25 protein-coding genes and 2 tRNA genes are annotated in these 24,591 nt (G+C 71.5%); 18 read left to right on the top strand and 9 right to left on the bottom strand.

Features of this window, described 5'->3' with window-relative positions; translation table 11 throughout:
• Window positions 1-63 precede the first annotated feature (63 nt).
• The 3 genes from ACZ5L9_RS03625 to ACZ5L9_RS03615 are packed head-to-tail and all read left to right on the top strand — an operon-like array spanning window position 64 to window position 1,675.
• The gene (locus ACZ5L9_RS03625) at window positions 64-309 is read left to right on the top strand and encodes a hypothetical protein (RefSeq protein WP_464533997.1); all 246 of its coding nucleotides are present in this window, start codon (window positions 64-66) and stop codon (window positions 307-309) included.
• Window positions 306-680, top strand: a complete 375-nt coding sequence (locus ACZ5L9_RS03620; protein WP_464533995.1) for a hypothetical protein — start codon at window positions 306-308, stop codon at window positions 678-680. Before ACZ5L9_RS03625 ends, ACZ5L9_RS03620 begins: the two co-directional genes overlap by 4 nt.
• Window positions 677-1,675, top strand: a complete 999-nt coding sequence (locus ACZ5L9_RS03615) for a pirin family protein (RefSeq protein ID WP_464533992.1) — start codon at window positions 677-679, stop codon at window positions 1,673-1,675. The genes ACZ5L9_RS03620 and ACZ5L9_RS03615 overlap by 4 nt, the downstream gene beginning before the upstream one ends.
• Window positions 1,676-1,689: 14 nt before the next feature.
• Here the strand turns inward: ACZ5L9_RS03615 and ACZ5L9_RS03610 are convergent, their stop codons facing one another.
• On the bottom strand, window positions 1,690-2,514 hold the full coding sequence (locus ACZ5L9_RS03610) for a helix-turn-helix domain-containing protein (RefSeq protein WP_464533990.1): 825 nt from the start codon (window positions 2,512-2,514) through the stop codon (window positions 1,690-1,692).
• Window positions 2,515-2,616: 102 nt separating this feature from the next.
• On the opposite strand from ACZ5L9_RS03610, the gene ACZ5L9_RS03605 reads away from it, so the two are divergent.
• Together ACZ5L9_RS03605 and ACZ5L9_RS03600 are read left to right on the top strand one after the other, a co-directional pair.
• Window positions 2,617-3,477 (top strand): aldo/keto reductase family oxidoreductase, encoded by an 861-nt coding sequence (locus ACZ5L9_RS03605; protein WP_464533988.1) that lies wholly within the window; start codon window positions 2,617-2,619, stop codon window positions 3,475-3,477.
• A gap of 195 nt (window positions 3,478-3,672) precedes the next feature.
• On the top strand, window positions 3,673-4,239 hold the full coding sequence (locus tag ACZ5L9_RS03600) for a DNA-3-methyladenine glycosylase I (RefSeq protein WP_464533986.1): 567 nt from the start codon (window positions 3,673-3,675) through the stop codon (window positions 4,237-4,239).
• Window positions 4,240-4,244: 5 nt separating this feature from the next.
• Here the strand turns inward: ACZ5L9_RS03600 and ACZ5L9_RS03595 are convergent, their stop codons facing one another.
• Both ACZ5L9_RS03595 and ACZ5L9_RS03590 read right to left on the bottom strand, forming a co-directional pair.
• The gene (locus ACZ5L9_RS03595; RefSeq protein WP_464533983.1) at window positions 4,245-4,775 is read right to left on the bottom strand and encodes a hypothetical protein; all 531 of its coding nucleotides are present in this window, start codon (window positions 4,773-4,775) and stop codon (window positions 4,245-4,247) included.
• A 13-nt stretch (window positions 4,776-4,788) separates the two neighbouring features.
• Window positions 4,789-5,391 carry a TetR/AcrR family transcriptional regulator gene (locus ACZ5L9_RS03590; RefSeq protein ID WP_464533980.1) on the bottom strand — a complete coding sequence of 201 codons (603 nt, stop codon included), beginning with the start codon at window positions 5,389-5,391 and terminating at the stop codon, window positions 4,789-4,791.
• 138 nt (window positions 5,392-5,529) lie between these two features.
• Between ACZ5L9_RS03590 and ACZ5L9_RS03585 the strand changes: the two genes are divergently transcribed.
• Entirely contained in the window at window positions 5,530-6,777 is a 1,248-nt protein-coding gene (locus ACZ5L9_RS03585; protein ID WP_464533976.1) for an amidohydrolase family protein, read from the top strand.
• 85 nt (window positions 6,778-6,862) lie between these two features.
• Here the strand turns inward: ACZ5L9_RS03585 and eda are convergent, their stop codons facing one another.
• The 3 genes from eda to zwf are packed head-to-tail and all read right to left on the bottom strand — an operon-like array spanning window position 6,863 to window position 10,807.
• Window positions 6,863-7,486, bottom strand: a complete 624-nt coding sequence (eda, locus tag ACZ5L9_RS03580) for a bifunctional 4-hydroxy-2-oxoglutarate aldolase/2-dehydro-3-deoxy-phosphogluconate aldolase (protein WP_464533972.1) — start codon at window positions 7,484-7,486, stop codon at window positions 6,863-6,865.
• Window positions 7,479-9,335: a phosphogluconate dehydratase gene (gene edd / locus ACZ5L9_RS03575; RefSeq protein ID WP_464533968.1), complete on the bottom strand. Its 1,857-nt coding sequence runs from the start codon at window positions 9,333-9,335 to the stop codon at window positions 7,479-7,481. Before edd ends, eda begins: the two co-directional genes overlap by 8 nt.
• Window positions 9,335-10,807 carry a glucose-6-phosphate dehydrogenase gene (gene zwf, locus ACZ5L9_RS03570; protein ID WP_464533963.1) on the bottom strand — a complete coding sequence of 491 codons (1,473 nt, stop codon included), beginning with the start codon at window positions 10,805-10,807 and terminating at the stop codon, window positions 9,335-9,337. Before zwf ends, edd begins: the two co-directional genes overlap by 1 nt.
• A gap of 85 nt (window positions 10,808-10,892) precedes the next feature.
• Here zwf and ACZ5L9_RS03565 point away from each other — a divergent pair, with 85 nt between their 5' ends.
• The 10 genes from ACZ5L9_RS03565 (at window position 10,893) to ACZ5L9_RS03520 (ending at window position 19,427) form a co-directional block, all read left to right on the top strand.
• Entirely contained in the window at window positions 10,893-12,071 is a 1,179-nt protein-coding gene (locus ACZ5L9_RS03565) for an ROK family protein (RefSeq protein ID WP_464533959.1), read from the top strand.
• Between the two features lie 73 nt (window positions 12,072-12,144).
• A complete protein-coding gene (locus tag ACZ5L9_RS03560; protein WP_464533955.1) occupies window positions 12,145-13,542 on the top strand; it encodes an amidase in 1,398 nt (465 codons plus the stop codon).
• A gap of 72 nt (window positions 13,543-13,614) precedes the next feature.
• Window positions 13,615-13,687 (top strand) — tRNA-Thr (locus tag ACZ5L9_RS03555).
• A gap of 56 nt (window positions 13,688-13,743) precedes the next feature.
• Window positions 13,744-13,820: transfer RNA gene (locus tag ACZ5L9_RS03550), tRNA-Met, on the top strand.
• 36 nt (window positions 13,821-13,856) lie between these two features.
• The gene (gene rpmG / locus ACZ5L9_RS03545) at window positions 13,857-14,027 is read left to right on the top strand and encodes a 50S ribosomal protein L33 (protein ID WP_464533951.1); all 171 of its coding nucleotides are present in this window, start codon (window positions 13,857-13,859) and stop codon (window positions 14,025-14,027) included.
• Window positions 14,028-14,199: 172 nt separating this feature from the next.
• Window positions 14,200-14,589 (top strand): FAS1-like dehydratase domain-containing protein, encoded by a 390-nt coding sequence (locus tag ACZ5L9_RS03540; protein ID WP_464533947.1) that lies wholly within the window; start codon window positions 14,200-14,202, stop codon window positions 14,587-14,589.
• Complete coding sequence (locus ACZ5L9_RS03535) at window positions 14,586-15,005, top strand: MaoC/PaaZ C-terminal domain-containing protein (RefSeq protein WP_464533945.1); 420 nt, start codon at window positions 14,586-14,588, stop codon at window positions 15,003-15,005. The genes ACZ5L9_RS03540 and ACZ5L9_RS03535 overlap by 4 nt, the downstream gene beginning before the upstream one ends.
• On the top strand, window positions 14,998-16,062 hold the full coding sequence (locus tag ACZ5L9_RS03530) for a UDP-N-acetylmuramate dehydrogenase (protein ID WP_464533941.1): 1,065 nt from the start codon (window positions 14,998-15,000) through the stop codon (window positions 16,060-16,062). The genes ACZ5L9_RS03535 and ACZ5L9_RS03530 overlap by 8 nt, the downstream gene beginning before the upstream one ends.
• A 96-nt stretch (window positions 16,063-16,158) precedes the next feature.
• Window positions 16,159-17,583: a glycoside hydrolase domain-containing protein gene (locus ACZ5L9_RS03525; protein ID WP_464533938.1), complete on the top strand. Its 1,425-nt coding sequence runs from the start codon at window positions 16,159-16,161 to the stop codon at window positions 17,581-17,583.
• 86 nt (window positions 17,584-17,669) lie between these two features.
• On the top strand, window positions 17,670-19,427 hold the full coding sequence (locus tag ACZ5L9_RS03520) for a glycoside hydrolase domain-containing protein (RefSeq protein ID WP_464533934.1): 1,758 nt from the start codon (window positions 17,670-17,672) through the stop codon (window positions 19,425-19,427).
• Between the two features lie 19 nt (window positions 19,428-19,446).
• Here the strand turns inward: ACZ5L9_RS03520 and ACZ5L9_RS03515 are convergent, their stop codons facing one another.
• The 3 genes from ACZ5L9_RS03515 to ACZ5L9_RS03505 are packed head-to-tail and all read right to left on the bottom strand — an operon-like array spanning window position 19,447 to window position 22,125.
• On the bottom strand, window positions 19,447-20,391 hold the full coding sequence (locus ACZ5L9_RS03515; RefSeq protein WP_464533930.1) for a sulfite exporter TauE/SafE family protein: 945 nt from the start codon (window positions 20,389-20,391) through the stop codon (window positions 19,447-19,449).
• Window positions 20,392-20,451: 60 nt separating this feature from the next.
• Complete coding sequence (cysC, locus tag ACZ5L9_RS03510; RefSeq protein WP_464533926.1) at window positions 20,452-21,465, bottom strand: adenylyl-sulfate kinase; 1,014 nt, start codon at window positions 21,463-21,465, stop codon at window positions 20,452-20,454.
• A 51-nt stretch (window positions 21,466-21,516) separates the two neighbouring features.
• Complete coding sequence (locus tag ACZ5L9_RS03505) at window positions 21,517-22,125, bottom strand: TetR/AcrR family transcriptional regulator (RefSeq protein WP_464533922.1); 609 nt, start codon at window positions 22,123-22,125, stop codon at window positions 21,517-21,519.
• Window positions 22,126-22,188: 63 nt separating this feature from the next.
• On the opposite strand from ACZ5L9_RS03505, the gene ACZ5L9_RS03500 reads away from it, so the two are divergent.
• Entirely contained in the window at window positions 22,189-23,580 is a 1,392-nt protein-coding gene (locus tag ACZ5L9_RS03500) for an MDR family MFS transporter (RefSeq protein ID WP_464533919.1), read from the top strand.
• 14 nt (window positions 23,581-23,594) lie between these two features.
• The gene (locus ACZ5L9_RS03495) at window positions 23,595-24,539 is read left to right on the top strand and encodes an asparaginase (protein WP_464533915.1); all 945 of its coding nucleotides are present in this window, start codon (window positions 23,595-23,597) and stop codon (window positions 24,537-24,539) included.
• Window positions 24,540-24,591 lie beyond the last annotated feature (52 nt).

Here is a 24,591-nt window from a genome sequence, read left to right as displayed (position 1 = left end):
GCTCGTCGCGGTCGCCGTCGGGGTAGATGCTGCGGGTCTCGCTGCGGCGCACCCGGGGGCCTGATGGCCGCGGCGCTCGCGCTGACGCCGCGCTCGGCGCGCAGTTGGATGCTCGGCGCAGCACTGGCCGGTCTGGCCGCCTCGGTCAAGGTGTCCGGCGGCATGGTCGCCGTCGGCGTCATCGTGCTGGGCCTGCCCGCCGGCGCCGACCTGTTCGATCGTGCAGGCGCGCCGTCGAGGTCGCCATCATCGCCGGTGCCGCCCTGTTCGGCACCGGCGCCGTCACCGGCCTCGGGTACGGCCGGATGAGCGCACTGAGCGTGCCGTTCACCGTCACGACCTTCTCGCCGATGGCGCTGCTCGGCGAGCCCGGCCGCATCCTCGCCACCCTGCTGCCGTCGGTCGTGGGCACGGTCGCGATCGTGCGCTGCCCGACCGGCAGGGCCGACCGGGCGCTGCTCGCCGTCGGGGTCCTCTACCTCGCCGCCGTCAGGCTCTCGGCCCGCGCCGAGGTCGCGGTGGTCGGCGGGGCCGTCGTGATGGGCGCGATCTCGCCGATGAGCACGCTGCCGTTCGGCATCGTCACCTGGACCGGCGCCGGTGTCGTCGCGGTGATCGTGATCGGATTCCACCAGGGTGTCGGGCCGTGGGTGCAGCGGACCCGTACCGTTCTTCCGTGAGCAACACCGAGTCCCGGCCCGACGAGGTCGTCTGCGAGGCCGCGCGTGCCGCCGGCATCGAGGTCATCGTGCCGCGTGGCGTGCCGCTCGGCGGCCCGCGTGCGATGAACGTGCGCCGGACCCTGCCCTCCAAGACCCGCTCGCTGATCGGCGCCTGGTGCTTCCTGGACCACTACGGACCGGACCGGGTCGCCGACTCCGGCGGGATGAGCGTCTCGGCCCATCCGCACACCGGGCTGCAGACCGTCTCCTGGCTCTTCACCGGCGAGATCGAGCACCGTGACAGCGCCGGCCACCACGCCATGGTCCGGCCCGGCGAGGTCAACCTGATGACCGGCGGCCACGGCATCAGCCACACCGAGATCTCCACCCCGCAGACCGAGGTCCTGCACGGTGCCCAGCTCTGGATCGCCCTGCCCGAGGCCGCGCGCGACACCGCACCCGCGTTCGAGCACTACCGGCCCATGCCGGTCACCGGCGAGGGCTGGACGACGCGGGTGTTCCTCGGCTCGCTGCTCGGCTCCAGCTCTCCGGTGGCCACCTTCAGCCGCCTGCTCGGCGCGGAGATCCTGCTCGAGGCCGGTACGGCCCTCGCGATCCCGGTCGACCCCACCTTCGAGCACGGGGTCCTGGTCGACACCGGCACGGTCAGCGTCGATGGCGTCCCTGTCGAGAAGGACGCGCTGCTGTACCTGCCGACAGGAGCCACCTGCCGTACCTTCGTCGCCGGCGAGCCGACCCGCCTGCTGCTTCTCGGCGGCCGGCCGTTCGGCGAGCAGATCGTGATCTGGTGGAACTTCGTCGGCCGCACCCATGAGGAGATCGTCGGCTACCGCGAGGCCTGGCAGGCCCAGATCACCGACGCGGCGGGCGCGGTGGTCGGCGACGGCGAGCTGGTCGCGGAGGGCCGCTTCGGTCGGGTGCTGGGCGAGCACCTGCCCCCGATCCCGGCTCCCGCCCTGCCCACCACGGTCAAGCTCCGCCCCCGCGGCTGACCCCGGCCGAGAGGTCACTCATCGCGGGTCGAGACGACCAGCGAGCCCAGCAGAGCCAGCGAGCGGGCGGTCTCGGAGCCGGCCTCGGCGTGGTAGAGCACGAGCAGCTGGCCGTCCGTGTCGGCGATGGCCAGCTTCTCGCGACGCAGCTCGAGGCGGCCGACGTCGGGGTGGAGGATCTCGGTGGTGCCACCACCGAGCGCCCGTACGTCGTGCCTCGCCCACAGCTGCCGGAATTCCTCGCTGGCCAGCGACAGCTCACCGATCAGCGAGACGATCGCCGGGTCGTCGACCTCGGATCCCAGTGAGGCTCGGACCGCGGCGACCATCTGGGGCACGTCCTGCTCCCAGCGGGGGTTGCGGGCGCGGTCCTCGGGGTCGAGGAACGTCGAGCGCAGCCGGTTCGCGCCGGGCACGATGCTCGGGAAGAGCGCGGTGGCGAGGGGGTTCGTCGCCAGGACGTCGAAGCGCCGGCTCTCCACGAACGCGGGCAGGGTCAGCGACCCGAGCAGCTGCAGCACGCCCACGGGTACCCGCTCCTGCGGCGCTGCCCGGCGCACGCGGCGGACCGTCGTGGAGGGCAGCCCGAGGAGGTACGTCGTCGCGGCCTCGTCGAGCCCGAGCACCCGCGCCAGCGACTCCAGCACCTGCGCCGACGGGTTGCGGTCGCGGCCCTGCTCGAGGCGCAGGTAGTAGTCGGCGCTGATGCCGGCGAGGGTGGCCACCTCCTCGCGGCGCAGTCCCGGGGTGCGCCGCACGCCGGTGACGACGATCCCCACGGACTCGGGACTCACCTGCGCCCGCCGAGCGCGGAGGTAGTCGCCGAGGGTGTTCGCCACGACCGCCAGCCTAGGCGCGCGGGCGGACTCCATCCTGGTCCCGCGACTCCCAGGATCGGCCGGGCCCTCCCGTCCTCACCGGTTCCGCGCCAAGGTGGAGGCATGACGAACGATCTTGGTGGCACCTTCGCCCTCGGCGACCTGACCGTCCCGCGCATCGGGTACGGCGCGATGCAGCTGGCCGGACCACACGTTTTCGGGCCGCCGCGCGACCGCGACGAGGCCGTGCGCGTGCTGCGCACCGCGGTGGAGCTCGGCATCCGCCACATCGACACCTCGGACTACTACGGCCCGTACGTGACCAACGAGATCATCCGCGAGGCGCTGCACCCCTACCCCGACGATCTGGTGATCGTGACCAAGGTGGGTGCACGACGTGACGCCGAGGGCGGCTGGCCGCCGGCTCGCGAGCCCGAGGAGCTGCAGCAGCAGGTCCGCGACAACCTGCAGCGGCTCGGGCTGGAGCGGATGGACGTGGTCAACCTGCGGATGGGCGGCCTCGACGCTGCCGAGCCGGGCTCGATCGCGCCGCAGGTCGAGGCGCTGGCGCAGCTGCAGGAGCAGGGTCTGATCCGGCACATCGGGCTGAGCACGGTCGACGCCGCCCAGCTCACGGAGGCCCAGCGCATCACCCGGATCGTGTGCGTGCAGAACTTCTACAACCTCGCCCACCGCGACGACGACGCCCTGATCGACGCCACCGCACAGCAGGGCATCGCCTTCGTGCCGTACTTCCCGCTCGGTGGCTTCTCCCCGCTGCAGTCCGGCGCCCTGGACGCGGTCGCGGAGCGGCTGGGTGCGACGCCGATGGCCGTCGCCCAGGCCTGGCTGCTGCAGCGCTCGCCCAACATCCTGCTCATCCCCGGCACGTCGTCGGTGGCCCACCTGCGGGAGAACGTCGCGGGCGCCCAGCTCGAGCTTCCCGAGAACGCGGTCGCCGAGCTCGACGCCATCGGCGCCTGACGCGGGCGGTGGTCTCGATACGGCCTCGCCCAGGGGCTCGGCCTACTCGACCAGCGTCAATGCAGGTCGAGTAGCGAGCGGTGCGCTCCTCGTTGGTCGCGTAGCGAGCGGTGCGATCCTCGTTGGTCGAGTAGCGAGCGCCAGCGAGCGTATCGAGACCACCCGATTGTCGGTGGTCTCCGGCAGGATGCCCCTATGGAGGCGATCACCGGAGAAGACAGCGTGGCCCGCTGCGTATGGGCGGGCGGGCCGGGCGCGATGCGCGCCTATCACGACGAGGAGTGGGGCGTCCCGGTCCACGGTGAGGCGGCCTACCTGGAGCGGCTCACGCTCGAGGCGTTCCAATCCGGCCTGTCCTGGTCGACGATCCTGGCCAAGCGCCCCGCGTTCCGTGCGGCCTTCCACGACTTCGATGCCGAGGCGATCGCCGCCTTCACCGACGAGGACCACGCCCGGCTGATGGCCGATGCGGGCATCGTCCGCAACCGGCTCAAGATCAGTGCCACCATCACGAACGCGCGCGCCGCCGTCGCCCTGCGCGAGGCCGAGGGGCTGGAGCAGCTGATCCTGGCGCATGCGCCGACCGGTCCGGTCGACCACACCGCGACCACCTCACCGGAGTCGATCGCGCTCTCCAAGGCGCTGAAGAAGCGGGGTTTCGTCTTCGTCGGGCCCACCACGATGTACGCCCTGATGCAGGCGATCGGGATCTTCGACCCACACCTGCCCGGCTGCTTCCGGGCAGGTGCCACCACCGCCTAGGTCACTCAGCAGCGGACCTGGTCGTCGACGATCTTGAAGTACGGCGACGCGCCGAGGTCGCCGGTGAGCGGGCTGATCGCGTGCATCCACATCCGGAAGACCCGTTCCACGGCCTCGAAGCGGTCGGCCGCCTCGTTGAGCGCCGCGACGTCGAGGTGCTTGAGGCTCGGCTGCTGACGCGCCTCGACACCGATGTCCGGGTCGATCCGCGCATAGCCGAGGAGCCAGTCGCCGTGGGCCTGGGCGTCGCGGGTGGCGAAGATCTCGGTCAGCTCGGTCTCGAGCGACTCGAGCAGCGCGCGGATGCGGAGGTCGTCCTTGTGGCGCAGGCTCAGCGCGGAGAAGGCGGCCAGGATCTCCTGGGGCTCGCGCTCCGGCACGGCCGACGACTCGCCGAGGCGCTCGCGCATGACCTGGACGCGCCAGCGGAGCGCCTCGATCACCATCGAGTAGCTCAGCACGTAGCGGCCGACGGCCCGGACCTGCTCGTCCACGTCGGCGGGGCTGTACGACCGTTCGGCGGTCTGGTGGGTCATGTGTTCCTCCTGATCAGGCATCCATCGCCACGAAGGCGGCCCGTGCGCGGGCGGCGGCCTCGAGGACGAGTGGCTCGGTGTAGGTGGTGCTGTGCGACGCGCTGGTGACACTGGCGACGATCGTCCAGGCGAGGCCGACCAGGAGGACGTCGTCGCCCTGCTCGATCTGCTCGGCGCTGAGCCGCTGCCGGAGGACCGGCAGGATCATCTCCTTGCTCTTGCGCCCGACCGCCTCGCCGATGAAGGCGTACTTGGCGGGCAGCCGCTCGAGGATCGCGTTCCACGTGCTCGAGTGCCGCTGAGCGTCCTCACTGCGATGTGCGATCGCCCGGATCAGGGCCTGCAGCGGCGGCTCACCATCGGGCCGTCCGGCCAGCTGCTCCGGGATGCGTGACCCGCCCCGTACGCCGAACTCGATCAGCACGTCGTCGCGGGAGGCGAAGTAGCGGTAGAAGGTGCGCTCGGAGATCTCGGCGGCGGCGGCGAGGTCGGCGACGGTGATCTCGTCGTAGTCCCGCGTCTCGAACAGCTCCAGGGCACGCGCCGTGATCAGGTCGCGGCCGGCATCGCGGCGGGCGTTGGCGGTCTGGGCACGGAACGACTCCTGCAGGTCCACGTCGGCTCCTTCCACGGCAGATTCTGTCGAACGATGGCAGAGTCTGCCACGGACTGATACGGTCCGGAAAGGCTTAGATAATTATCCTCATTAAGGGGCCTCTCCGGAAGGAAGTGCGGGACCATGCGCATCGAAGACATGACTCTGATCAGCATCGACGACCATGTCGTCGAGCCCCCCGACATGTTCGAGGGCCACGTCCTGGAGAAGGACAAGGACCTGGCGCCCCAGTGCGTCAAGGACGAGAACGGCATCGACAACTGGGTCTTCCAGGGGACCTCGATGGGCCCGATGGGCCTCAATGCGGTGGTCAGCTGGCCGGCCGAGGAATGGGGGATGGACCCCGCCGGCTACGCCGAGATGCGTCCCGGCGCGTACGACATCCACTCCCGCATCCGCGACATGGACCGCAACGGCATCCTCGCCTCGATGTGCTTCCCGACCTTCGCCGGCTTCTCCGCCGGCTTCTTCCAGAAGGCGCCGGACAAGGACCTCGCGTTCCGGATGCTGCAGGCCTACAACGACTGGCACGTGGACGAGTGGTGCGCGGCCTACCCGGGCCGGATGATCCCGCTCGGCATCTCGCCGGTGTGGAACCCCGAGCAGATGGTCTCCGAGATCCACCGCATGTCCGCCAAGGGCGTCCGGGCCGTGACGATGCCGGAGCTGCCGCACCTCCAGGGCGTGCCGAGCTATCACGACATGGACTACTGGGGCCCGGTCTTCCAGGCCTGCAGCGACACCGGCACGGTGATGTGTCTCCACATCGGCGCCGGCCTCGGCGCGCTCCGGCTCACGCCGGGCGCCCCGATCGACAACATGATCATCCTCGCCACCCAGGTCTCCGTCCTGGCGGCCCAGGACCTGCTCTGGGGCCCGGCGATGCGGACCTTCCCCGACCTCAAGATCGCGTGGTCCGAGGCGGGCATCGGGTGGATCCCGTTCTACCTCGACCGCAGCGACCGGCACTACACCAACCAGCGCTGGCTGCGCCGCGACTTCGGAGGCTCGCTGCCCAGCGAGGTCTTCAAGGCCCACTCGCTGGCGTGCTACGTCACCGACCCGGCGGCGCTGAAGAACCGCTACGAGATCGGCATCGAGACGATCGCCTGGGAGTGCGACTACCCGCACTCGGACTCGATCTTCCCGAACGCCCCCGAGTTCGTCCTCAACGAGATGAACAACGCAGGCGTCACCGACACGGAGATCGACATGATCACCTGGCAGAACAGCTCCCGGTTCTTCGGCTGGGACCCGTTCAAGCACATCTCCGCGTCCGATGCGACCGTCGGCGGCCTGCGCGCCACGGCGACCGACGTGGACGTCACCATCCGGCCGCGGGCCGAGTGGAAGCGGATGTACGAGGCCGCTGCCGCGGCGCGCTGAGATCACGTGCGCCCCTGGCCGCCTGTGGGCGGCCAGGGGCGCACGATCTCGACACAGCGGGGATCAGCCCGCTGAGCTGCAGGACTCAGCCGAGTGCGGCGGCCTCTGCAGCGAGCTTGGTGATGCGGTCCCAGTCGCCCGTCGCGAGTGCGTCGGACGGGGTGAGCCAGGTGCCACCGACGCAGCCGATGTTGGGCAGGTTGAGGTAGTCGGGGGCAGTGTTGATCCGGATGCCACCGGTGGGGCAGAAGCGCGCCTCGGGGGTGACGGTCGGCAGGTTGGCCAGGAACGCGGCGCCGCCGGAGGCCTCGGCCGGGAAGAACTTCATCTCGGTGATGCCGGCCTCGAGGACCGCGAGGACCTCCGAGACGGTGGCGGTGCCGGGCAGGAACGGCAGCCCGGTGTCCTTCATCGCGGCGAGCAGCGAGGGGGTCAGGCCGGGCGAGACCAGGAACTGCGAGCCGGCCGCGGCCGCGTCGGCGGCACGCTGCGGCGAGGTGACGGTACCCGCGCCGACGACGATCTCCGGGACCTCCGAGGCGATCGCGCGGATCGCCTCGAGGCCGGCCGGCGTACGGAGCGTCATCTCGATGACCTTGATGCCGCCGGCGACCAGCGCGCGGGCGACGTTGACGCCCTGCTCGGGGGAGTCGACGACGACGACGGGGACGACGGGGGCGAGGTTCAGCAGCGAACCGAGCTCAGACATGGGAGGGCTCCTGGGCGGGGGTGATCAGCGGGAAGACGGAGGCACCGGTGTCGGCGGTGCCGACGGAGGCGCGGAACGAGGCGAAGAGCTCGCGACCCGTGCCGGTGACGCCGAGGTTGGCGCTGCCGGTGGGCTCGCGGCGGGCGAACACGTCGGGGTCGACGTCGATCGAGACGGTGCCGTTGATCGCGTCGACGGTGATGACGTCGCCGTCCTGGACCCGTGCGAGCGGGCCGCCGAGCGCGGCCTCCGGGGTCATGTGGATGGCGGCCGGGACCTTGCCGGAGGCTCCGGACATGCGACCGTCGGTGACGATCGCGACCTTGTGGCCGCGGTCCTGCAGCACGCCGAGGCCCGGCGTCAGCTTGTGCAGCTCCGGCATGCCGTTGGCGGACGGGCCCTGGTAGCGGATGACCGCGACCAGGTCGCGGTCGCACATGCCGTCGGCGAAGGCGGCCAGGAAGTGGGCCTGGTCGTCGAAGACCATCGCGGGGGCGGTGACCACGCGGTGCTCCGGGGCCACGGCCGAGGTCTTGATCACCGCGGTGCCGAGCACGCCGTGCAGGACGCGGAGGCCGCCGTCGGCCTGGAACGGGTCGGAGGCCGGGCGGAGCACCTCGAGGTCGCCGGAGGTGGCCGAACCCTCGACCCACTCGACGCCGCCGTCCTCGGTGAGGCGCGGCTCCTTGGTGTAGGCCGACAGGCCGCGACCGAGGATCGTCTGCACGTCCTCGTGCAGCAGACCGGCCTCGAGGAGCGTACGGATCAGGAAGCCGATGCCGCCGGCGGCGTGGAAGTGGTTCACGTCAGCGGAGCCGTTGGGGTAGACGCGGGCCACCAGCGGGACCACCGAGGAGAGCTCCGAGAGGTCGTCCCAGGTCAGCTGGATGCCGGCCGCGCGGGCCATCGCCACCAGGTGCATGGTGTGGTTGGTCGAGCCGCCCGAGGCGAGCAGTGCGACGCAGGCGTTGATCATGACGCGCTCGTCGACGAGCTCGCCGATACCGGGGGCGCCGGCCAGCGCGTTCGCCGTCACCTGGGCGGCGACCGCGTCGGTGAGCGCGGCCCGCAGCGTGGTGTCGGGGTTGGTGAACGAGGCACCCGGCAGGTGCAGGCCCATCACCTCCATGACCAGCTGGTTGGAGTTGGCGGTGCCGTAGAACGTGCACGTGCCGCGCGAGTGGTACGAGGCCGCCTCGGCCTCGAGCAGCTCCTCGCGGCCGATCTTGCCCTCGGCGTGGAGCTGGCGCACCCGCGCCTTCTCCTTGTTGGGCAGGCCCGAGGCCATCGGGCCGGCGGGCACGAAGGCGGTCGGCAGGTGGCCGAAGGAGAGCGAGCCGATCACCAGGCCGGGGACGATCTTGTCGCAGACGCCGAGCATGAGCGCGGCGTCGAACATGTCGTGGGAGAGCGCGATCGCGGCCGACATCGCGATCACGTCGCGGGAGAAGAGCGAGAGCTCCATGCCGGCGCGGCCCTGGGTGATGCCGTCGCACATGGCCGGCACGCCGCCGGCGACCTGGGCGAGGCCGCCGGCGCGGATGACGGACTTCTTGAGCGCCGGCGGGTAGCTCTCGTACGGCGCGTGCGCCGAGAGCATGTCGTTGTAGGAGGTCACGATCGCGACGTTCGGCTTGGCGCCGCCGCGGGTCGTGATCTTGAGCTGGGCCTTCTCGGAGGCCTCGGAGGCGGCGAAGCCGTGCGCCAGGTTGGCGCAGCCGAGGTCACCGCGGGCGGGGCCCTCGTTGCGGGCGGCGCGGATGCGGTCGAGGTAGGCCGTACGGGTGGCGGCGGAGCGCTCGATCAGGCGCTCGGTCACCGCCTGCAGCGTCGGGTTGAGAGTGGTCATCAGGACTCCTGCCAGGATCGGCCGTCACGCTCGATGAGCGTGAACGATGCGGTCGGGCCGGCCGAGCCGGCCGGGTAGGACTTCGGGGTCAGGGCACCGGACTCCCAGTGCTTGAGGATCGGCTCGCACCACGCCCATGCGGCCTCGACCTCGTCGCGTCGCATGAAGAGCGTCATGTTGCCGCGGATGACGTCCATGAGCAGGCGCTCGTAGGCGTCGGGGGAGCGCTTGTCGAACGCGTTGGCGTACGACAGGTCCAGCGACACCGGCTTGAGGCGATAGCCGCCCGGGCCGGGCTCCTTGGCGTTGAGGTGGATCTGCATGCCCTCCTCGGGCTGCACGCGGATGGTGAGCCGGTTGGGCTCGGTGACGCCCTCCCGCTGGCGGAAGGGGTCGTAGGGGGCGCTCTTGAAGACGACCACGATCTCGCTGACGCGACGGTCGAGGCGCTTGCCGGTACGCAGGTAGAACGGGACACCCGCCCAGCGCCAGTTCTGCACCTCGGCGCGGATCGCGACGAAGGTCTCGGTCAGCGACTCGTGGCCGAGCTCGTCGACGTAGCCCTCGACGGGCTGACCGGCGACCCAGCCCGAGGTGTAGCGGCCACGCACGGTGTCGCGCTCCACGTCGGAGGGGGTGAGCGGCTTGAGGGCCTGCAGCACCTTGAGCTTCTCGTCGCGGACGTCCTCGCGGCCGCCGCCGATCTCGATGGGCGGCTCCATCGCGACCAGGCACAGCAGCTGCAGGAGGTGGTTCTGCACCATGTCGCGCAGGGCACCGGAGCGGTCGTAGTAGCCCGCGCGGTTGCCGACGCCGAGCGTCTCGGCGACAGTGATCTGGACGTGGTCGATGGAGTGGCTGTTCCACAGCGGCTCCAGGAACGTGTTGGCGAAGCGGGTCACCAGGAGGTTCTGCACCGACTCCTTGCCCAGGTAGTGGTCGATGCGGAAGATCTGCGACTCGTCGAAGTGCTCGCTGATCGTGTCGTTGACCGCCTTGGCCGAGGCCAGGTCGGTGCCGATCGGCTTCTCCACGACGACGCGCGCGGGCGCCTCGGCGAAGCCGCCGGCGCCGAGCTGGCTGCAGATCGGGCCGAAGAGCGACGGGGCGACCGAGAGGTAGAAGACGCGGACGGTCTCCTCGGCGTTCTCGCGGTCGTTCAGCGTGTCGAAGAGCGGCTTCCACGACTCCGGGTCCTGCACGTCGACGGTCACGTAGTGGACACGCTCGAGCAGGCGCTCGACGGCGGCCAGGTCCTGGAACTCCGGGGCGACGTGCTCGGCCAGCGCGGTCCGCGCCTCGGCGCGGTAGCCGTCGTCGTCGAGATCGGCACGGGAGACGGCGATGATCCGGATGTCCGCGGGCAGGCGGCCCTCCAGGTCGCAGTGGTACAGCGCCGGGACCAGCTTGCGCAGGGCCAGGTCGCCGGTGCCGCCGAAGACGACGAAGTCGCAGGCCTCAGGGAAGTGCATGTGACCAGAGTCCCATCTATTTTGGATCGATACAAGCACAACAAAGGCTTTTTTTGGACCTAAGCCTGGCCCTATGATCCCCGTCATGTCCGAGATGGCAACCGCCGGGGAGCTGCTGGAGCTGGTCCGCTCCGGCCAGGCGAGCACCCGCACCGACCTGCGTCGCATCACCGGCCTCTCCCGTACGGCCGTGGTGGCGCGCGTCTCCGCGCTGCTGGAGGCGGGCCTGCTCCTGGTGGGCGAGGAGCTGGCCTCGACCGGGGGGCGTCCGCCGGGCGCGCTGGTCTTCAACCACGACGCCGGCGTCGTGCTCGGCGTGGCCGTGGGCCGCAGCCGCAGCCAGCTCGCGATCTTCGACCTGCAGGGCCGCGAGCTCGCCGGCGACACCCGGGACCACGGCGTGGGCATCGCCGCGCAGAAGCTGATGCCGATGCTGGCCGAGCGGCTCAAGACGATGCTCGCCGACGTGAAGGTGCCGGTCCTCGGTATCGGCATGAGCCTGCCGGGCGTGGTCGACCCGGTCCGCATCGTCAGCGTCGACTCCCCGGTGATGGGCGGCTGGGACGGCGTCGAGCTGGCGCCCTACTTCGCCGACGTGGTCGACGCCCCGCTCTTCCTCGCCAACGACGCCGACGTGCTGGCGTACTCCGAGATGTTCGGCCCCGGCCCCAAGCCGCGCCACGCCCTCGTCCTCAAGGCCTCCACCGGTCTGGGCCTGGGCGTCATCGCCGATGGCCAGATCCTGTCCGGGGCCATCGGCGCGGCCGGCGAGATCGGGCACACCCGTCTCGACGCCGCCGGCGACCTGCCCTGCCGCTGCGGTTCCAACGGCTGTCTCGAGACGATCGCGGCCGGCTGGGCGATGACTGCCAAGCTGGTCTCCTCCGGCGTCCCCGCGGGCCACGTCCGCGACCTGGTCGCCGCCGCGCTCGCCGGCGACGCCGTCGCCCGCGGCCTGCTGCGCGAGTCCGGTCGACACGTCGGCGAGCTGCTCGCCATCGCGATCAACCTCCTCAACCCGGAGGTGGTCGTCGTCGGCGGTGACATGGGCCAGGCGTTCGATCTCTACACCGCAGGCCTACGGGAGAGCGTGTACGCCCGCTCCACCGCACTCGCGACCCGCGAGCTGCGCTTCGTCCCGGCCATCCACGGCGACTCGTCCGGCCTGGTCGGCTGCGCCGCCCTGGCGATCGACCACATCCTCGCCCCGTCCAGCGTCGACCAGCGGCTCGGCACCGTGGAGGACGGGCAGCCGGAGGACTGAGCGGCCCGAGCCTCGGCTTCGAGGCTCGCTTCGCGCGCGCCCCAGCCGTCGGGAGCGCAGGTACCGTGGCGACATGGCCCGCGTGCACGCCTTCACCGACGACGCCCTCGGACAGCTCGACGCCGTGGGCGTCGCGGAGGCGATCAGGTCCGGCGAGATCAGTGCCCCCGAGGCGCTGGAGGCCTCGATCGCGCGCATCGAGCGGGTGGACGGGGCACTCAACGGCCTCGCGCTGGAGATGTTCGACCACGCCCGCGAGGTGGCCGCCCATCCCCGTGCCGGTGCCTTCGCCGGGGTGCCGACGCTGATCAAGGACAACGTCGACCTGGTCGGCTTCCCGACCCAGAGCGGCACCGACGCCTTCGTCGCGAGCAACGCCCGCCGTACGGGCGACTTCGCACACATGTTCCTCAAGACCGGGGTCGTCCCGGTCGGCAAGAGCCGGCTGTCCGAGTACGGCTTCTCCGGAACCGCCGAGCACCCGCGCCTCGGCGCTGTGCGCAGCCCCTGGGACACCGACCGGGTCGCCGGTGCGTCCTCGGCCGGCTCCGCAGCGCTGGTGGCCGCGGGCGCTGTGCCGTTCGCGCACGGCAACGACGGCGGCGGCTCGATCCGCATCCCCGCCTCGGTCAACGGCCTGGTCGGACTCAAGCCCAGCCGCGACCGGGTGGCCCAGGACGCGATCTTCCGGCTCCTGCCGCTGCGCATCGTCGCGGACGGCGTCCTCACCCGTACGGTCCGCGACACCGCGGCGTTCCTGCGCGAGGCCGAGCTGATCAAGCCGGCGAACGGCCTGCGGCCGATCGGCGACATCGCCGGCCCGAGCCGGCGCCGGCTGCGGATCGGGGTCTGCACCGCCGCGGACGGCCGCTCCGCGAGCCCCGAGGTCGCCGACCTCACCCTCAAGACCGCCGCCCAGCTCGAGGAGCTCGGGCACCGCGTCGAGGAGGTCGAGCCCCCGGTGCCGGACGGCATCGGCGTGGACTTCATCGTCTACTGGAGCCTGCTGGCCAACCTCATCGTGCGCAGCGGCGCCACCCACGGCTCGACCTGGGATGCGCTCAAGCTCGACAACCTGACCCTCGGTCTGGCGCACTACTCGACCCGCAGCGTCCGCCGCCTGCCTGGCGCCATCCGCCGGTTGCAGCAGGCCCGGGTGCTCGCCGAGGAGTTCCACCAGACGTACGACGTGGTCCTCACGCCCACCGTCTCGGCCGAGACGCCCCTGATCGGGTACCTCGACCCCACCCAGGACTTCGAGGACATCATGGAGCGGTTGATGTCGTGGGTCTGCTTCACCCCGTGGCAGAACATCACCGGTCAGCCCGCCGTATCCCTGCCGCTGCAGACCACCGCGTCCGGCGTGCCGCAGGGGATGATGTTCGGCGCCGCGACGGGCTACGAGGGGCAGCTTCTGGGGCTCGCGTACGAGCTCGAGGAGGAGCTCGGATTCGCCTCCATCCAGGCGTGAAATGAGCGCGATTCACGCTCGATGCGCCCCGATTTGGTGTGCCGAAGCGGGATCTGTAATGTTCTCCGCGTCGCCCCTTTAGCTCAGTCGGCAGAGCGTCTCCATGGTAAGGAGAAGGTCTACGGTTCGATTCCGTAAAGGGGCTCTGGGTAAGGGAAGCCCGCCGGAGCGATCCGGCGGGCATTCCTCATGCCTTGCCCTGGCGGGGTAGCTCAGGTGGTTAGAGCACACGACTCATAATCGTGGTGTCGCGGGTTCGAGTCCCGCCCTCGCTACCAGCAACTCGCAGATAGTTTCGACCCGAAGGACTCCTCATGGCCAGCAAGAGCAGCGACGTTCGCCCGAAGATCACTCTCGCATGCGTGGAGTGCAAGGACCGCAACTACATCACGAAGAAGAACCGTCGGAACGATCCCGACCGGCTCGAGCTCGCGAAGTTCTGCCCGCGTTGCCGCAAGCACAACCCGCACCGCGAGACCCGCTGATCCTCGTGAGTCGAGGAGCCGCAGGGCTCCTCCCGTGATTCACCGCACGACCCCGGCCGGCAACGGTCGGGGTCGTCGCGCATTTTTCCGGCTGTGATCGAGGTGCGAGCCCCGCGACACCTGCGGGCCACGACATTTCTGGGACCGGTCGGTAACCGCTAGCGTCGCCGACATGGATCCCGCCATCGTCGACCGGGCGTTCGCCCCGGTCGGGCCCTTCGTCGTCAGCGCGGCCAAGATCGCCGAGTTCGCCACCGCCACCCAGTGGCGCGGCGCCGGTGTGCCGCCGACCTTCCCGATCCTGCTGCTCAACGACGCGATGCTCGCCTTCCTGGCCGACGTCGGCGCCTCGCTGGAGCGGATCGTGCACGGCGAGCAGCGCTTCGCCTATCAGCGCCCGATCGTGGCCGGTGATGAGCTCACCGCCACCCTCCGGGTCGCGAGCCTGCGCTCCCTGGGCGGCGCCGACGTGATCGGCACCGTCTCCACGATCACCGACGCCTCCGGCGCGCTCGTCTGCGAGGCCAAGGCCACGCTCGTCCACTCGGGAGGCCAGGCATGAGCACCGTCCAGGACCACGCAGACACGTTCGAGCCGCAGCGCTTCACCCTCACCCGGGCCGACCTCGTCCGGTACGCGGGTGCCTCGGGCGACTTCAACCCCATCCACTGGTCCGACCGGGTGGCCGGCGCCGTCGGCCTGCCCGGCGTGATCGCGCACGGCATGCTCACCCTCGGCCTGGTCGGCTCGGCGCTGGCCGCCTGGACCGGCGACGCCGAGGTGGTCGAGCTGGGCGCGAAGTTCACCGCGCCCGTCGTCGTACCCGATGACGACGCCGGTGTGGTGGTCGAGATCGCCGCCACCAAGGTGACCCGCGATGATGGACTCATGACGATCGCGATGGAGGTCCGCTGCGGCGGGACCAAGGTGCTCGGAATGCCGAAGGCGACCGTGCGGATTCAGCCGAGCCGTGGCTGAACGGCTCAGCGAGCACACGACGCTGCGACTCGGCGGCCCGGCCCGGGCGTGGGTCGTGGCGACCACGGAGTCCGAGCTGATCGAGGCGGTGTCGGCCGCCGACTCGGCCGGGGAGCAGGTGCTCGTCCTCGGCGGCGGCAGCAACCTCGTCATCGCCGACGCCGGCTTCGAGGGGACCGTCGTCGAGGTCGCCACCCGCGGCATCGCCGCCGACGTCGACGACGCGTCCGGTGCGTCCTGCGTGATCGGCGAGCCGGACGACCCGACCTGTGGTGGCGCGATCGTCACCGTCGCGGCGGGGGAGAGCTGGGACGACTTCGTCGCCCATGCCGTTCGACGCGGCTGGATCGGCGTCGAGGCGCTCTCCGGGATCCCGGGCTCGGTCGGCGCCACGCCGATCCAGAACGTCGGGGCGTACGGCCAGGAGGTCGGCCAGACCATCGCCCAGGTACGCGTCTGGGACCGCACCCTGCGCGGCATCCGCACCTTCGCCGCGGCCGACTGCCACTTCGCCTACCGGCACTCCCGCTTCAAGGCCGACCCGAGCCGCCACGTCGTCCTCAGCGTCACCTTCCAGCTGCGGCAGGGCACCCTCGGCGAGCCGATCGGCTACGCCGAGCTCGCTCGTACGCTCGGCGTCGAGGTCGGGCAGCGTGCCCCGCTGAGCGACGTCCGTACGACCGTGCTCGGCCTGCGCCGCGGCAAGGGCATGGTCCTCGACGCCGCCGACCACGACACCTGGAGCGCCGGATCCTTCTTCACCAACCCGGTCGTCGCCGCGGACGAGGTTCCCGACGGGGCGCCCGCCTATCCGCAGGCCGACGGCACCGTGAAGACCTCGGCCGCCTGGCTGATCGAGCAGGCCGGCTACGGCAAGGGCTACCCGGGATCCGGGCCGGTCACCCTCTCCACGAAGCACACCCTGGCGCTCACCAACCGGGGCGCGGCGACCACCGAGGACCTGCTCGCACTCGCCCGCGAGATCCGCGACGGCGTCCGCAAGCGGTTCGCGATCGAGCTGGTGAACGAGCCGGTGACGGTCGGCGTCCAGCTCTGATCCACAGCGGAGACCCAGCGTGCCGATGGTGCGTTGGACAGGTGGATGAGGCACCGTGGGACCACGTCTCGGAACCCGGAAGGACCCGTCCTCCCCATGCGCCCCACCATCGCCGCTGCCGCCGCATGCCTGATCGGCCTCGCCGGCGCGACCCTCGCCCAGCCCTCCTACGCCGCCGGCCCGCCCACACCCGCGCCGGGCTCGCACCTCATGATGGACACCGCCTCGGCTCCCTCGTTGGCGACCGTCCGGGCCTGGCAGGCGGCTTCCCCCTACTCCGCCATCGGCGTCTACATCCCGGTCGCCAGCAGTGTCGACGACCGCTACGACAAGGTCCAGGCCAACCTGACCGCGTCGTGGGTGGCCGCCGTGCGCGCCGGCGGCTGGCAGGTGCTGCCGATCTACGTCGGCCGGCAGGCGCCGGACAAGTGCACCAGCCGCTCCTTCCACTACGTCAGCGCGAACCCGACCACGGCCGCTGCCCAGGGCCGTACGGCTGCCGTCGACGCCGCCGCCTCGGCGAGCTCGCTCGGCCTGAGCGCGGGCGCCCCGATCGTCTACGACATGGAGGCCTACACCGCAGGCTGCGCCACCCCGGCCCTGCGCGCCTTCTACGACGGCTGGACCCGGCAGCTGCACGCGCTGGGCCGGATGTCGGCGATCTACGGCTCGCGCAACAGCACGATCACCGACGTGGCCTCGCTGCCCGGCCACGGCTTCCTCGGCCCGGACGCGGTCTGGGTCGCCACCGCCAGCGGGCAGGCGCAGACCGCGTCGCTGCCGCCGCTGACCGACGGCACCTGGAACGACAAGCGGCTCAACCAGTTCAACCTGGGCGTCACCCGGAAGTACGCCGGGATCTCGCTCAACGTCGACGAGAGCGCCGTCGACGACTACGTGTGGGACACCACGGCCCCGGCGGTCGCGATGACGCCGGTCGCCGCAGGCGTGTCCCGGCGGGCCGTCAACATCGCCTGGTCCGCCTCCGACACCGGTGGCAGCGGCGTTGCCCGGTACCAGGTCCGCACCCGGCACGCCGCCTTCGGTCACCGGATGGGTGCGTGGGGCAAGGCCGTCACGACCTCCACGCCGCGGCGCCGGATCGCGCTCGGGGGCGGGCAGGAGTGGTGCGTGCAGGTCCGGGCGACCGACCACGCCGGCAACACCAGCCGCTGGTCGGGCCAGAGCTGCACCAGCCGCTATCTGGACGACAAGGCGCTGCGGTCGAGCAAGGGCTGGAAGCGCCCCAAGATCAACGCCGCGTACGGGCACTCGGTCGCCGTCGCCCGCCAGCCCGGCCGCGAGCTCACCAGCTCCGGCCCGATCGACGCCCGCGCCATCGGCGTCGTGCTGCGCGGCACCGGCTCCGTGCAGGTCCGGATCGGTCACCGGGTGGTCGGCACCGCGTCGGGCACCGGCTTGGTCTGGGTGAGCCTGCCGAACCAGCGCCACGGCCTCCTGCACCTGCGCACCGTCTCGCGCAAGAAGGTGGCGATCGACGCCGTCGCCGCCATCGCCTGAGCTCGGGCGGGCGCGCGGCCGGCGCCGAACCTGTGAAACCGGCAGAAGCGCCGGTCGGTGCTCACCTTCCGAGTTACCCTCGCAAGGTGTCTCGGACCTGGATCGGTGCTGTCGCGCTCACGCTGGCGTTGGCCGGTGTCCTCGCGCCGACCGCCGCCCACGCGGCGAACGAGACCCCGGCGACGGCGTCGGTGACCGCCACCAGCACGGTCACCGACGAGATGGCGACCTACGTGCGGTCCGGCTCCGGCTTCAAGCCGAGCAGCACCGTCACCGTCGCGGTGAGCGTCAACGGCTCCCCGTACGCCCCGAGCTACACCAGGACCCACGCGACGGACGCCAACGGCTCCTTCTCCGGCTGGAACTGGATCTGGACCTACGGCGACCCCTACGGCACCTACACGTTCAGCTTCTCCGACTCCGACGGCCACACCGCCACCGCGAGTGTCCCGATCATGCACACGGCGACAGCGCCGACACCGGCCACCGGCACCGGGCTGATGCTCGACACCGCTTCGGCCCCGGCGTTGGCGACGATCGACATCTGGAAGAGCGACGGTGCCCCATACAAGGCGATCGGGGTCTACATCCGGCCCGACGCCGCGGTCGACGACCGGCATGACAAGGTCCAGTCCGAGCTCAAGGCCGCCTGGGTGAGCTCGGTGCAGAGCGGCCCCACGCCCTGGCACGTGGTGCCGATCCACCTGGGGCTGCAGGCGCCGTCGTCGTGCCAGTACAGTGCGGGCGCCTTCCACGGCATGGCGACCGACCCGGCCACCGCCCAGGTCCAGGGCACGGACGCGGCCGACAGCGCGGCTGCGCAGGTCGAGGCGCTCGGCATCGACCCGGCCGTCCCGGTGGTCGCGGACATCGAGGCATACCGGTCCGGATGCAGTACCGCGGTGCGCGCCTACCTGGCCGGCTGGACCAACGAGCTGCACCGCCACTCGCTCCACGCCGGCGTCTACGGCAGCCCCAGCTCGGTGGCCGCGGACCTGACGGCCGCGCACGCGGCCGACCCGACGTACGTCCTGCCCGACGTGATCTGGGCGGCGACCGACAACCGGCGCGCCTCGACCTCGGTGGCGAACCTGTCGACGAGCGGCTGGACGGTCGCGAACCAGTACCTCCTGGGCGTGGGCCGCACCTACGGCAACACGTCCCTCACCATCGACGAGACCGCCGTCGACGACGCCGCGTGGAGCCTGCCGCCGATCTCCTCGGGCGCCGACGTGACGGCGCCGATCGTGACGATGAGCAGTGCACGGTGGCTGATGCCCGCCTCGAGGGCGACCTTCACCTGGTCAGGAGTCGACGCCGACTCCGGGGTCGCCGCCTACGAGCTGCGCACTCGGCGCACCGCTGCCGGACACCGGCCGGCTGCCTGGAGCGGCACCTCGACGATGCCCGCGGCCGCTGAGGGCCGTACGAGCCAGCCCCTCAAACCCGGCGAACAGGTCTGCGTCGAGGTCCGCGCCGTCGACCGGTCGGGCAACCGCTCCGCCTGGACGACCCCGGCCTGCAGCACCCGGCTCCTGGATGATCGAGCGGCCAAGGCGAAGGGCTGGAAGCGCCTCCACCAACGCGGCGCGTACGACAGGACGGTCAGCGTCGCGACCCGCAAGGGCGCGGTGCTGCGCCTCGGGCCGGCCGTCGCCGGCAGCCGGCTCGGCGTCGTCCGCAGCGGGCGCGGACCGCTGATCGTTGCGGTGAACGGCCGCCGGGTCGGCACGCTCACCGGCACCGGCACCCGGGCGCTGACCCTGCCCCGGACCGGCACGGTCACCCTGACGACGTCGTCGGCGAAGAAGGTCACCGTCGACGCGTACGTCCTCGCGCCCTAGCGCCGCCCGGCCGACCGGGTCAGCTCTCGGCCGGCTCCTTGGCCGCGGGGCGCTCGTGCCGCCACGCGCCGGAGTTGTTGTCGAACGCCGGGATGCCGCGGGTCTGGCGGATGAAGCCCCAGGCCAGCGGACCGAGCAGCAGCATCGCCCCGGCGATGATCAGCAGCGCGTCGGCTCCGGCGCCGAGCATCTTCGCGCCCGACATGGTGAGCACGATGACGATGCCGCGCCGGATCACCGACTGGGAGACCCAGCGCGCCATCCGCGAGCCGACCAGCGTGCCGGGGGAGCCACCGATGATGAGGGGGATGAGGACGGCCCACTCGACGCCGTGGTTGAGCACCTGCCCGACGGCTGCGGAGAAGACCAGCGGGACGGCCTGGACCAGGTCGGTGCCGACCAGCTTCACCGCCGACAGGGTGGGGTAGAGCAGCAGCAGCGCGATCATGATCACCGAGCCGGATCCGACCGAGGTGATGCCGACCAGCAGGCCGCCGATCGCGCCGATCCCGACGGTCAGCAGCGGGCGCAGCTTGGGCTCGGCCTCCGGGGCGGCGTTGCCGCTGGTGACCAGGCGCAGCTGGAGGTACATCCGCAGGGTGTAGGTGGTGGCGGCGAAGAGCAGTGCGTACCCGAGGGCGGTCTTGAGGAACGCCTCCTGGTCGCCCACCCAGCGCGTGACGAACGTGCCGAGGAACGCGAACGGCACCGAGCCCATGATCAGGTAGCCGGCGAGCCGGAGGTTCGGTGAGCCGTGCCGCCAGTGCACGGCCGCGCCGACGGACTTGTTGACCGAGGCCGCGACGAGGTCGTTGGCGACGGCAGTGGTCGGGTTGATGCCGAGCAGGATGAGGGCAGGCGTCATCAAGGCTCCGCCGCCCATGCCGGTCAGGCCGACGACGATGCCGATGCCGAAGCTGACGAGCAGCACCTCGAGCGCCGACGTGGTGAGGAGATCGTGCACCCTACGACTTCTCTCGTTTGTCGATTCAATTGGTTGGGTCCAGAGACTAACCGACTTCGATCAGGATGATGAGGTCGCCGACGCGTCGCCGGTCAGGTCCAGGTAGCCCGCGGCGCGCAGCGCAAGCAGCACGTCGTCGAGCGCGGCCTCGATCGTGCGCCCGGTCGTGTCGACCCGTACGTCCGCGTCCTGCGGCTCCTCGTACGGCGAGGAGATGCCGGTGAACTCCGGGATCTCGCCGGCACGGGCCTTGGCGTAGAGGCCCTTGCGGTCGCGTCGCTCGCACTCCTCGAGCGGGGTGGCGACGTGGATCAGGAAAAACGCACCGCCGGCCTCCGCGACGTAGCCGCGCACGTCCTGGCGGGTGGCGTCGAACGGCGCGATCGGGCTGCACACCGCGACGCCGCCGTGTCGCGAGATCTCCGCGGCGACCCAGCCGATCCGGCGGATGTTGGTCTCGCGGTCCGCCTTGGAGAAGGTCAGGCCGGCCGACAGGTTGCGGCGCACCACGTCGCCGTCGAGGGAGGTGACGGTGCGCTCGCCGGTCTCGAGCAGCTTGTCCATCAGCGCGCGCGCCAGGGTGGACTTGCCGGAGCCGGAGAGGCCGGTGAAGAAGAGGACCAGGCCCTGCTCCCTGCGCTCGAGCGCCGGCGCGACCACCTCGGCGACCCGGGGGCGTCCGTACGCGGCGAGCACCTGGTCGCGACGCGCGTCGTCGGCCGCGAGCGGCACGGCCACGACGCCGGGGTGCGCGGCGAGCGCCGCGCGCAGGACGGCGGGCCGGTCGCCGACGCCGCCGACGAAGGCGACCACGAAGTCGCCGTCCGGGTACGTCTCGCGTGCCTCGGCGGGCGTGAGGTAGAGCCGCCGGAACGGCCCGTACGCCGGACGGGCGAGCTGGGTCACCGTGCCGTCGGCCGTGACCCGGGCGAGGGGCAGCCCCTCGGCGTCGACGATCTCGACCTCGGCGCCGTCGGGCAGCGTGATCGGGTACGGGCCGGGCAGGGCGCCGCCGAGGATCAGCTCCAGGTCGTCGAGCTCGCGGGTGGTGGGGTGGATCTGAGGCGTCGGCACGCCCGCCATCCTCCCATCCTCGTCGGGACGTCCGCCGTGGGCAGGTCGCGCTCAGACGACGTCGTGGGCGGCGCGGGGTGCGACCAGTGGCAGGAAGATCGTGTCGACGATCTCCTCCACCACGCTCAGCGGCACCGGCTGCAGTGTCATCAGGAGCTCGTGGCGGAAGAGGGCGAAGGGCAGGTCCCGGATCCGGCGGGTGAGACGGTCGGGGTCGATCTCGCCGCGTGCGACGGCCCGGTCGATGATCGCGTCCCAGGTCGTCACGCCGCGGGCGATCATCACCTCGCGCAGGTCGGCAGGACTGGTGCCGGACTCCTGGAAGTAGGCGCCCAGGTGGACGGCGATGAGCGTGACCAGCGGCATCCGCTCGCGATTGAAGAACCGGGCCACCTCCAGCACGTCCTCCCGCAGGCTGCCGGTGTCGGCAGCCGGCCGCTCGGTGCGGTCGGAGAGCCGCTGGATCGTGGCGCGGACCAGCTCGTGCTTGTCGGCCCAGCGCCGGTAGACCACCGGCTTGCTCGTCCCGGCCCGCTGGGCGACGGCGTCGATGGTGAAGGAGGAGTAGCCCTGCTCGCGGAGCTGATCCCAGGCGGCATCGAGGATCGCGGCCTCCAACTCGGCCCCGCGACGTCGACGCGGCGGCTCATGAAGATCCATTTGCGTATCTTATCTCGGGCTCGTAGAGTCATAAGAAACCAGACCGTTTCTTGAGGAGCCGCGATGAGCACCGTCGCCGAGAAGGCACCGGCAGGGCTCGACCCGAAGGTCACGCGCACGGCGATGGCGATCATCGTCGGCGCGATCGCCGTCGTGTTCGACACGACGATCGTGAGCGTCGCGCTGCACCAGCTGGGCTCGGAGCTCGGTGCCGGCGTGGACACCATCCAGTGGGTGAGCACCGGCTACCTGCTGGCGATGTTCGTCGCCATCCCGATCGCCGGCTGGGCCCAGCAGCGGCTCGGCGGCAAGCGACTCTGGCTCGCGGCGCTGACCCTCTTCCTGGTCGGCTCGGTGCTCTGCGCCTGCGCCTGGAACGCCCCGAGCCTGATCGCCTTCCGGGTCGTCCAGGGTCTCGGCGGCGGCGTGATGATGCCGCTGATGATCACCCTGATCATGCAGGCCGCCCACGGCCAGAACGTCGGCAGGCTGATGGCGACCGTCAGCCTGCCCGTCGCGCTCGGCCCCATCATCGGGCCGGTCCTCGGCGGGGTGATCCTGCACTGGCTGGACTGGCGCTGGCTCTTCCTCGTCAACGTGCCGCTGTGCCTCGCGGGACTGGTCGCCGCCTACCGGACCCTCGAGCCGGATGGCCCGCTCGCCCGGGTCCGGCTCGACTGGGTCGGCCTCCTGTTGGTGGCCCCTGCCGTCGTCGGACTCATCTACGGCCTGTCGAACGTCGCCGACGGCGGCTTCGGTCAGCCGTCGGTCCTGGTGCCGCTCCTCCTCGGCGCGGTCCTGCTCGCCGGGTTCGTCGGATGGGCCGTACGGCGAGGAGGCAGGGCACTCGTCGACATCCGCCTCTTCGCCCACCGGCCGCTCACCGCGGCGTCCCTGTTGATGTTCCTGACCGGGGCGGTGCTGTACGGCGCGATGCTCCTGCTCCCGCTCTACTACCAGCAGATGCGCGGTGCGGACGCGCTCGGCGCCGGCCTGCTGCTCGTCCCGCAGGGCGTCGGCGCGTTGCTCTCGCGCCCGCTCGGCGGTCGACTGACCGACCAGATCGGGCCGCGCTGGGTCGCGGTCGGCGGGTTCCTGGTGGTGGCCGCGGCCACCGCGCCGTTCGGCACGGCCGATGCACTCACCAGCTACTGGCTGTTGGGCACCGCGCTGTTCGTGCGCGGAATCGGCATGGGCGCGCTGATGGTGCCGATGATGTCCGCCGCCTACGTCGGCCTCGACCGGGCCGAGGTGCCGGACGCCAGCATCATCACCCGGGTGGCCCAGCAGCTCGGCGGCTCGTTCGGGGTAGCGCTGCTCGCGGTCATCCTCCAGCACGCCGCCGCCGGCGCAGGCCTGGCCGCAGGCTTCGATCGGGCGTTCTGGTGGGCCACCGGGTTCGGCCTGGCGGCGGCCGGACTGGCCCTGCTGCTCCCCACCCGCACGGCGGCCTAAGTACGCTTCTCGACATGTCTGTGCCGCTCGTCGAGATCGTCCGCTCCGGCTTCGTGGAGGGCCGCCACCACGGCTCGGTGGTCGCCCTGGCCGCCGACGGATCGGTGGAGTGGTCGCTCGGCGACGTGACGGCTCCGATGCTGCCACGCTCGGCGAACAAGCCGCTCCAGGCGCTCGCGATGCTCGGGCTCGGTCTCGACCTGCCGCCCGAGCTGCTGGCACTGGCCTGCTCCTCGCACAGCGGGGAGCAGATCCACCTCGACGGCGTACGCCGGATCCTCTCCGAGGCCGGCCTCGCCGAGATGGCACTGGGCAACGTGCCCGACTATCCGCTCGACCCCGAGGTCAAGGAGGCCTGGATCCGGGCCGGTGGCGAGCCGACCAAGCTCGCCCAATGCTGCTCCGGCAAGCACGCCGCCATGGTCGCCACCTGCGTCGCGCGCGACTGGCAGCTCTCCGGCTACTTCGAGACCGACCACCCGCTCCAGCTCGGCATCCAGCGCCGCTTCGAGGCGCTCACCGGCGAGCCGGCCCAGGTCGCCGTCGACGGCTGCGGTGCGCCGGTGCTCTCCGCCTCGCTGGTCGGCCTGGCCCGCGGCTACCAGGTGCTCGCCCTGGCGACCGATGGCGACGCGTGGCGGGTCGCCGAGGCGATCCGTCGCCATCCCGAGCTGGTCTCGGGCACCACCCGCGACGAGTTCCGCCTGCTGCGGGCGGTCCCCGGAGCGATCGGGAAGTTCGGCGCCGAGGCGGTCTACGCGGTCGCGCTGCCCGACGGCCGTACGGTCGCACTCAAGATCGACGACGGCGGCGACCGCGCCCGCGCCGTGGTGATGGCTGCCGCCCTGGCCCGGCTCGGCGTCGACTCCGACGAGGTCGCGGCGACCGGCCGCCAGCCGGTCCACGGCGGCGGAGTCGTCGTCGGCGAGCTGCGCGCGACGATCGGGGCGGCGGCCTGATCGGGGCTCTTTACCCGTGTGACGCAGATCCCTGCTAGCAATGCTTGCAGCT

Source organism: Nocardioides sp. JCM 18998, assembly GCF_055391535.1.
The sequence above is the reverse complement of the archived record's forward strand: the minus strand, read 5'-3'. Positions and strand labels throughout refer to the sequence as shown.